General features: G+C 70.7%; 8 protein-coding genes. 6 read left to right on the top strand and 2 right to left on the bottom strand.

Annotation, left to right across the window (positions count from 1 at the left end; all coding sequences use genetic code 11):
- The first annotated feature begins 133 nt into the window (after window positions 1–133).
- The gene (locus ACFOGJ_RS03235; protein WP_379898095.1) at window positions 134–808 is read left to right on the top strand and encodes a cysteine hydrolase family protein; all 675 of its coding nucleotides are present in this window, start codon (window positions 134–136) and stop codon (window positions 806–808) included.
- A gap of 189 nt (window positions 809–997) precedes the next feature.
- On the opposite strand, the gene ACFOGJ_RS03230 is transcribed toward ACFOGJ_RS03235, so the two are convergent.
- Window positions 998–2671: an acyl-CoA dehydrogenase family protein gene (locus tag ACFOGJ_RS03230; RefSeq protein ID WP_379898093.1), complete on the bottom strand. Its 1674-nt coding sequence runs from the start codon at window positions 2669–2671 to the stop codon at window positions 998–1000.
- Entirely contained in the window at window positions 2668–3315 is a 648-nt protein-coding gene (locus ACFOGJ_RS03225) for a TetR/AcrR family transcriptional regulator (RefSeq protein WP_379898092.1), read from the bottom strand. The genes ACFOGJ_RS03230 and ACFOGJ_RS03225 overlap by 4 nt, the downstream gene beginning before the upstream one ends.
- 168 nt (window positions 3316–3483) lie before the next feature.
- Here ACFOGJ_RS03225 and ACFOGJ_RS03220 point away from each other — a divergent pair, with 168 nt between their 5' ends.
- The 5 genes from ACFOGJ_RS03220 (at window position 3484) to ACFOGJ_RS03200 (ending at window position 7867) form a co-directional block, all read left to right on the top strand.
- Window positions 3484–4539 carry an aldo/keto reductase gene (locus ACFOGJ_RS03220; RefSeq protein WP_379898091.1) on the top strand — a complete coding sequence of 352 codons (1056 nt, stop codon included), beginning with the start codon at window positions 3484–3486 and terminating at the stop codon, window positions 4537–4539.
- A 55-nt stretch (window positions 4540–4594) separates the two neighbouring features.
- The gene (locus ACFOGJ_RS03215) at window positions 4595–5656 is read left to right on the top strand and encodes an ABC transporter transmembrane domain-containing protein (protein ID WP_379898089.1); all 1062 of its coding nucleotides are present in this window, start codon (window positions 4595–4597) and stop codon (window positions 5654–5656) included.
- Window positions 5657–5772: 116 nt separating this feature from the next.
- Window positions 5773–6057, top strand: a complete 285-nt coding sequence (locus tag ACFOGJ_RS03210) for a hypothetical protein (RefSeq protein WP_379898088.1) — start codon at window positions 5773–5775, stop codon at window positions 6055–6057.
- 141 nt (window positions 6058–6198) lie between these two features.
- The gene (locus ACFOGJ_RS03205) at window positions 6199–6819 is read left to right on the top strand and encodes a carboxymuconolactone decarboxylase family protein (protein WP_379898086.1); all 621 of its coding nucleotides are present in this window, start codon (window positions 6199–6201) and stop codon (window positions 6817–6819) included.
- A gap of 112 nt (window positions 6820–6931) precedes the next feature.
- Window positions 6932–7867, top strand: a complete 936-nt coding sequence (locus ACFOGJ_RS03200; protein WP_379898083.1) for a sensor domain-containing diguanylate cyclase — start codon at window positions 6932–6934, stop codon at window positions 7865–7867.
- Window positions 7868–7878: the final 11 nt, after the last annotated feature.

Below are 7878 nucleotides of genomic sequence, written 5' to 3'. Positions count from 1 at the left end.
CCGAGGGTCGCGACGATACAAGGACGCTGCGCAGCGTCACCGTCCTGCCACGGTCCTCGGCTCGGCGGCCGAGGACGACGGCAATAGGGAGGATGACGTCCAGGCAGACGGAGCGAAGGACAGGGATCTGACGATGGCGGATGAAGATGCGACGGACGGCACGCAGCCCTGGGCCGCGGTGCAGTGGCCGCTGGTGCCGGGCCGCACCGCGCTGGTGGTGATCGACCCGCAGAACGACTTCCTGCACGACGAGGGCTGGTATGCCGCCTCCGGCGTGGACGTGGCCCATATGCAGGCGACGGTCGGGCCGATCCGCGACCTGGTGGCGGCCGCGCATGACCGGCAGGTGCCGGTGATCTGGACCCGCCACGGCTTTCGCGACGGCCGCGACGCCGGCGTCTTCTACCACCTGCGCCCGTTCCTGAAGGAGGGCGGCCTGCGCCAGGGCAGCTGGGGCTACGAGGTGCTGGACGGCCTGGGCGCCCGGCCCGACGACTGGTATATTGAGAAGACTCGCCTCAGCGCCTTCTACAACACCAACCTGGAAGGCGTGCTGCGGGCGGTGCAGGCGGAGACCGTGCTGTTCTGCGGCGTGCTGACCAACCAGTGCGTCGCCGCCACCTCCAAGGACGCCAATTTCCGCGACTTCAAGCCGATCGTGGTGGCGGAGGCGGTGGGCACCACCCTGCCCCACCTGCACGACCCGGCGCTGGAGATGATCCGGGTCGGCTGGGGCGAGGTCCGCGACCTGGACGGCGTGCTGGCGGAGCTGCGGGCCCTGCCGCTGTCCAACAGCGGCGCCGGCTGAGCGGCTGCCCCCTGCAGCGTTGCCGGCCTTTTTGGGGATAGGTCGTTCCCGGGCTTGACCCGGGAACCCATTCCGCAAGCCGCTCAGTTACCGCAAAGCTGGCGGAATGGATCCCGGCCCCGAGGACTTCCCTGGGCCGGGATGACGGTTGGCGTTGCGGCACCGCTTTCGCCCGGGAGCGGCAGCACCTCACGCCACCGCGGCACGGGCGACGATGTCGGCCAGGTCCGGGCCGTTGGCCAGGGTGCCGATGACGCCGGCATGGCGGCCGCACAGGCGGGAGTCGATGTAGCGCCCGGCCACTGTCTCCGGGCTGTGTCGCAGCATCTCAGCGGCCTGCAGGGCCAGGGCCATGCGGGTGACGATGGAGCGGGCATTGCCCTCGTCATTGGCGCGGGCGCCCAGGTCGTCGTTCAGCTCGTCGAGGAAACGGCCATGCGCTTCGTCCGCCGTGCCGGGCGCGGAGACCTCCGCCATGAAGGCCTCCAGCGCGCCCTCCTCCCGCCGCAGGGCGCGCAGCACGTCCATGCACATCATGTTGGAGGTGCCCTCCCAGATCGAGTTCAGGGGCGCTTCCCGGTACAGCCGCGCGACCGGGTTCTCCATGATGAAGCCGTTGCCGCCATGCACCTGCACCGCCTCGTAGACGAAGGCGGCGGCGCGCTGGCAGTTCCAGAACTTCATCACCGGGGTGGCGGTGCGGGCGAACAGGCGTTCGCCGTCGTCGGTTTCCATGGCATCGGTCGCCCGTGCGACCCGCAGTGCGGCAAGGGTCGCTGCCTCGCTCTCCAGCGCCAGGTCGGCCAGCACATTGGCCTGCATCGGCAGCTCCGACATGACCTGGCCGAAGCCGTTGCGGCTGCCGGCATGGTTCAGCGCCAGGGTCAGGGCCTGGCGCATCAGCCCGGCGGAGCCGATTGCGAAGTCCAGCCGGGTCAGGTGGGCGTGGGACAGGATCTCCGCGATGCCGCGCCCCTCCTCCCCCACCAGCATGGCGCGGGTGCCCTCGAACTCCACTTCGCTGGAGGCGTTCGAGCGGTTGCCGCACTTGTCCTTCAGGCGCTGCAGGAAGACCCGGTTCAGGCTGCCGTCCGGCAGCACCCGGGCGACCAGGAAGCAGCTGATACCGCTCTCCGTCCGCGCCAGGGTGTAGAAGCCGTCGGAGGTGGGGACGGAGAAGAACCATTTATGCCCGGTCAGCTCGTAGATCCGGGCACCATCCTCGGTGCCGGCGAAGCGGCCAATGGTCTGGGTCTGCCGCAGGTCGGAGCCGCCCTGCTTCTCCGTCATCGCATAGCCGATGACCGCGGCGCGCTTGTCCGCCAGCGGCAGGCGACGCGGGTCGTAGTCGGCGGCGATGGTCCTGTCGTGCCAGAGCGCGAATTCCGGCCGGTCGGAGAAGCCGGCGGCGGCGGCATAGGCCATGCCGGTCGGGCAGCCGACCCCGTTCTCCACCTGGTTCCACAGGTGGGACAGCACCGCGCGGGCGAAATGGCCGCCGGCCTGCCCGTCCCGCTTCGCCGTCCAGGCCAGGCTGTGCACCCCGTGGCCGAAGGCCAGGCCCATCAGCTCGTGCCAGGCGGGGTGGAAGTCGACCCAGTCCAGGCGATGGCCGTAGCGGTCGAACAGGCGCAGCTCCGGCTCATGCGCATTGGCCAGGTGCGCGGCCTCCTGCACATCCGGATCCCCGGCCAGCGCGCCGACCGCCGCGGCACGTTCCGCGCACCAGGGCGCATGGCGGGCCACCTGTTCGCGCAGCACGACATCGCCGGTGAAAGCGTTGTAGCCGCTGCAGGGCCGCGCCTGGTTGCGCACCTCATGGGTCCGCGGCTGCGGTGCTACGAGGTCTCGGGCCTGGCTCATCCTTCGTCTCCTCCGTCTTCGCCGGTGTCGGTCCCGGCTTCGGCATTCCGCACCATGTTCAAGCAGGCCCTGGCCACCTGTGCCGCCAGCCGCTCCAGTTCCGCGCCGCGGGGCGGCGCCTCGCGCGCCAGCGGCAGGATCAGCGGCTCCATCATCGCGCCGACCAGGCAGGTCGAGACCAGGTCCGCCGGCAGGTCGGCGAAGGCGCCGCTGCGTCGCCCCTCGTCGATCAGGCGGGCGAACTGCGCCGCCAGCGCATCACGGTAGCGCAGTCGCGCCGCATCGATGGCGGGGTCGCAGGGCTCCGCGATCAGCGCATAGGCGAGCCGCGGCTCGCCCGCCGCACGGCGCACGAAGCCGGCCACCGCGTCGCGCAGCCGCCCGGCCGGATCGCCACCGCCGTCGATGATCGCCGCGACCACATCCGCCTCCCGCTCCGACACCCGGGCCAGCACCTGCACGCAAAGAGCGGCCTTGGAGTCGAAGTAGCGGTAGACCGATCCCGTTGCCACGCCGGCCCGTGCGGCGATGGCGGAGATCTGCGCCGCCGGCCAGCCGCCCTCCGCGACCAGGGCGCGGGTCGCCCGCAGAAGGGCCTCGGTGGTGTCGTCGATCTGCTGCCGCCGGAGCTGCGCACGCGCCATGTGAACCTCAATTCATCATTGATGAAGCATGGTTCATTCCAGCATCGGAAGCAACCGTCATGCCGGGCGCGCGCGCCTTCCCTGCGGCACGGCCGGTTCCCTCCGCCGGCAGCTTCGACGCATGATGCGGCCCGCATGACGGACGGGTAGCGGAAAGGAAGGGTTGAAATGGAATACCGGCAGCTTGGCGCATCGGGCCTGAAGGTCCCGGTGCTGAGCCTGGGCACCGCCACCTTCGGCGGCGGCACCGAGTTCTTCCGCAAATGGGGCGCGACCGAGGTGGCGGAGGCCAGCCGCATGGTCGACATCTGCCTGGAGGCGGGCGCCTGCCTGTTCGACACCGCCGACGTCTATTCCGCCGGCCTGGCGGAGGAGATCCTGGGCCAGGCGATCAAGGGGCGGCGCGACCGGCTGCTGATTTCCACCAAGGCCAGCTTCCCGATGGGCGCCGGGCCGAACGATATCGGCTCCTCCCGCCACCACCTGACCGCGGCGGTCGAGGCGAGCCTGCGCCGGCTCGGCACCGACCATGTCGACCTGTTCCAGCTGCACGGCTTCGACGCGACCACCCCGGTGGAGGAGGTGCTGCGCACCCTCGACGACCTCGTGACCGCGGGGAAGCTGCGCTATATCGGCTGTTCCAACTTCTCCGGCTGGCACCTGATGAAATCCCTGGCGGTGGCCGACCGCTACGGCTGGCCCCGCCATGTCGCGCACCAGGCCTACTACTCCCTGTTGGGGCGGGAGTTCGAGTGGGAACTGATGCCGCTGGCGCTCGACCAGAAGGTCGGCACCGTGGTCTGGAGCCCGCTGGCCGGCGGCCTGCTGTCCGGCAAGGTCGGCCGCGGCCGCAGCGCACCCGACGGCAGCCGGGTGGCGGCCCTGGGCGGCACCGGCCCGGCGGTGCCGGAGGAGCGGCTCTATGCCGTCACCGACGCGCTGGAGGCGATCGCCGCAGAGGTCGGCCGCAGCGTCTCGCAGGTGGCGCTGAACTGGCTGCTGCAGCGGCCGACCGTCGCCACGGTGGTGATCGGCGCGCGTACCGAGGCGCAGCTGCGCGACAATCTGGGCGCCGCGGACTTCGCCCTGGATCCGGGCCAGATGGAGCGGCTGGACAAGGCCAGTGCCGTCATGCCGGTCTATCCCTACTGGCATCAGTGGCAGGTCTTCGCCGGGCGGAACCCGCCGCCCGTGCCGACCCCGGTGCCGGTGCGCCGCCCTTGAGACCGCCGCAGCCGGCCGAGTCCGTCGCCGCCCTCGAACCGTCGCCGCCCCCGGGATGAGCGAGCCGCCGCTTTCGCCGGACATCTACCGGGCGGCCCTGCCATCGGTGCCCGACCGGCCGCTGCCGGAGATGCCGGCCACCCTCTACGGCTATGTCTGGAAGGTCAGCACCCGCCAGCAGGTCAGGCTCTGCCTGCTCAGCCTGCTGGTCTTTCCGCTGACCCTGGCGCCGCTGGAACTGCAGCGCCGCATCGTCGACGGGGCGATCGAGGGCGGCGACCTGCGGCTGCTGCTCCTGCTCGGCGGAGTCTACCTGGCCGCCATCATCTGTCTCGCCGCGCTGAAATATGTCCGCAACACCTACGCCAACCGGGTCGGCGAAGGCGTGGTCCGCATCCTGCGCAAGCGGATCGCCGACAACGAGGCGGTCGGCGAGGAAACCGACCACGGCACCCGGCAGGCGATCCTCTCGGCGGAGGCGGAGAAGGTCGGCGGCTTCGTTGCGGAGAGCATCGCGCTGCCCTTCCTGCAGGGTGGCATCATCGTCAGCGTCGCCGCCTACATGCTGGTTGTGCAGCCGCTGATCGCCGCGGTGGCGATCGGCTTCCTGGTGCCGTCCCTTCTGGTGGTCGGCCTGACCCAGCCGCGCCTGAACCGGCTGTCGAAAGACAAGATCACCCTGGTGCGGCGGCTGGGCGAACAGGTCCTGGGCGAGGCCGGGGCGCATGGCAACGAGGCCGGGGGCGAAGAACACCGGGAGACGGGCAGCGACAGCGGTGCACGGGGGCCGGAACGGCACATCCAGCGCATCTACTATCTGCGCCTGCACTTCGCGGCGGTGAAGTATGCGGCCAAGGCGGTCACCAACCTGATCAACCATCTGGGGCCGTTGAGCGTGCTGGTGCTGGGCGGCTGGCTGGTGATCCAGGGTGAGGCGCAGGTCGGTACCATCGTCGCCTTCATGTCCGGCTATGAGCGCATGACCAACCCGGCCCGCGACCTGCTGAACTTCTATCGGCGCCTGTCGTTGATGCGGGTGCAGTACCGGCTGGTGCGGGACACTGCCGGCAATGCCGATGCAGGCGGTGCCGACGGTGGCCCGCCGCAGCCGGCCTGACCGGCTTCGGCGGTGATCCGGGAACCAGGCTGCCGCGTATTCCGTTCGAGAATGGCCGGGACATCCGCCCGGCCCGTCGAAGCAGCCAGAAGGGGGCCGATGCCGGCCCGCATGTCATGACAGGCGACACGCAAACCGTCCGCCCGTATTGGCGCAGGCTGGGCAGCGCCCTGCTGCTGGCATCCTGCGTCGCCGTGCTCGGCGCGGCTGCGGCACCGGCGCCGACTCCCGATGCGTCGCGGACGATCGCCGATCCGGCCGCACCGACGATCCTGTCCGCGCCGGCATTCCGGATGCCGCCATCCGCAGCCGCAGCCGGCAGCGGCCAGCCCCTGACATCGCTTGACCGCGGCCGCGACGACCTCGCCAAGGTCTACCGCTCCCTCAACGGCGGCTACTGAACGCCCCCCACCCGGGCGCTCCGCGGCCCATGGCAGGCCGACAGCGATTCCTTGCAAAATTGCTTCTATTTTAGAAGCGACCGTGGCAAAATGCTTCTGTTTTAGAAGCAATCGGTTCCCCTACCCGAGAGGCAACCTGCCATGTCGTCGCCCGAGACCGCTCCCGCCGCCGCGCCGCCGGTGGATCCCGGCATCGCACCGCTCGACCCGCCCTATCCGCCCGAAGCGCAGGCCTGGCTGGCGGCCGCCATGCCGAAGGACAGCCCGGTCCCGCCGCTGGCCCTGTTCCGCGTCTTCGCCCGCCATCTGCCGCTGGCGGAGGCGATGCACCCGCTGGGCCGCTGGTTCCTGACCTCTGGCGGCGGCACGGCCAGCCTGACGGTGCGCCAGCGGGAACTGGTGATCCTGCGCATCACGGCGCTCTGCGGGGCGCTCTACGAATGGGCGGTGCATGTGCAGAGCTATGCCGATCGCGCCGCCCTCGATGACGCCCAGATCGCCGCCACCCGGGGCGCCGGTCCCGATGCGCCCTGCTGGACGGCACAGGAGCGGCTGCTGCTGCGGGCCGTCGACGCCCTGCACCGGGACTGCGATATCCCCGATGCGCTGTGGCCGGACCTGCGGGCGTCGTTCGACGTGCCGGCGCAGCTGGAGATCCTGTTCCTGTCCGGCTGGTATCGCACCATCAGCCAGGTGGTGAATGCCGCCCGCGTCGCGCCCGAACCCTGGGCGCCGCTGCCTGAGGTACCGACCCCGGCCTGACACCCCACGCCCGGGAGGATGCCCGGCACCGCTTCGCGATCGCCCGGCCCTTCCGCTAGACTGCAGTCCCAACAGGATTGCGGGCAGACAAGGGGCGGACGACCGCTGCGGCATGCGCGACGAAGCACGGAGCCTGATACCGGTCCCGGTCGAGACATTGCGCGAGGTGCTGGAGCACATGCCGCTCGGCCTTGCCGTCTTCGACCCGGACCGCCGGCTGGAGATGTGGAACGAGGCCGTGATCCGGCTCCTGCGGCTGCCGCGGGACAAGGTGGTGCGCGGCCAGACCATCGACTGGTTCATGTACTACTGGGCGCAGCAGGGCGCCTTCGGCGAGGGCGACCATGACGAGATCGTGGCCGGGCGCCTGGCGCGGATCTACAGCGGGCAGGTCCGGCGCTCCGAATTCGGCAGCATTTCCAGCTTCGTGCTGGAGGTCGCCTTCCACCTGCTGCCGGACGGGCGCCTGGTCTGCATCTATGCCGATGTCAGCGACCGGAAGCGCCGCAACCGGCAGATCCGCGACCTGGCCTATAACGACGACCTGACCGGTCTGCCCAACCGGGCGGCCTTCTTCGAGGCCCTGCACCGCCTGCTGGACCTGCGCCAGGTCTTCACCCTGGCGATCGTCGACCTGGACGGCTTCAAGTCGATCAACGACCGGCACGGCCACGCCACCGGCGACCGGATCCTGGAGATCGTGGCAGAGCGCTGCCGGCCACAGCTGGGGCCTGAGGACGTGATGGGCCGGATCGGCGGCGACGAGTTCGCCCTGCTGCTGCCCGAACGCCGCGGCGACGCGCCCGATCGGGCGGCCGGCCTTCTTGCCGGGCTGCGGGAGGCATGTGCCGTCCCGATCGACATTCCGGACGACGGCCGGGCCGCCGGATCGCGTACCGACGTCGCGCCTGCCACCGGGCCGCTGACCATCGGGATGTCGATCGGCGCGGCGCATCATCCGGAGGACGGGACCTCCGCCTCCGCCCTGCTGCGCTGCGCGGACCGGCGCATGTACGACGACAAGAACAGCCGCCGGGCCGCGCGTTGAGCCAGCCGCGC

The organism is Marinibaculum pumilum (assembly GCF_042646425.1).
Taxonomy (GTDB): domain Bacteria; phylum Pseudomonadota; class Alphaproteobacteria; order Ferrovibrionales; family Ferrovibrionaceae; genus Marinibaculum; species Marinibaculum pumilum.
This window is presented reverse-complemented; position numbering and strand designations above follow the sequence as displayed.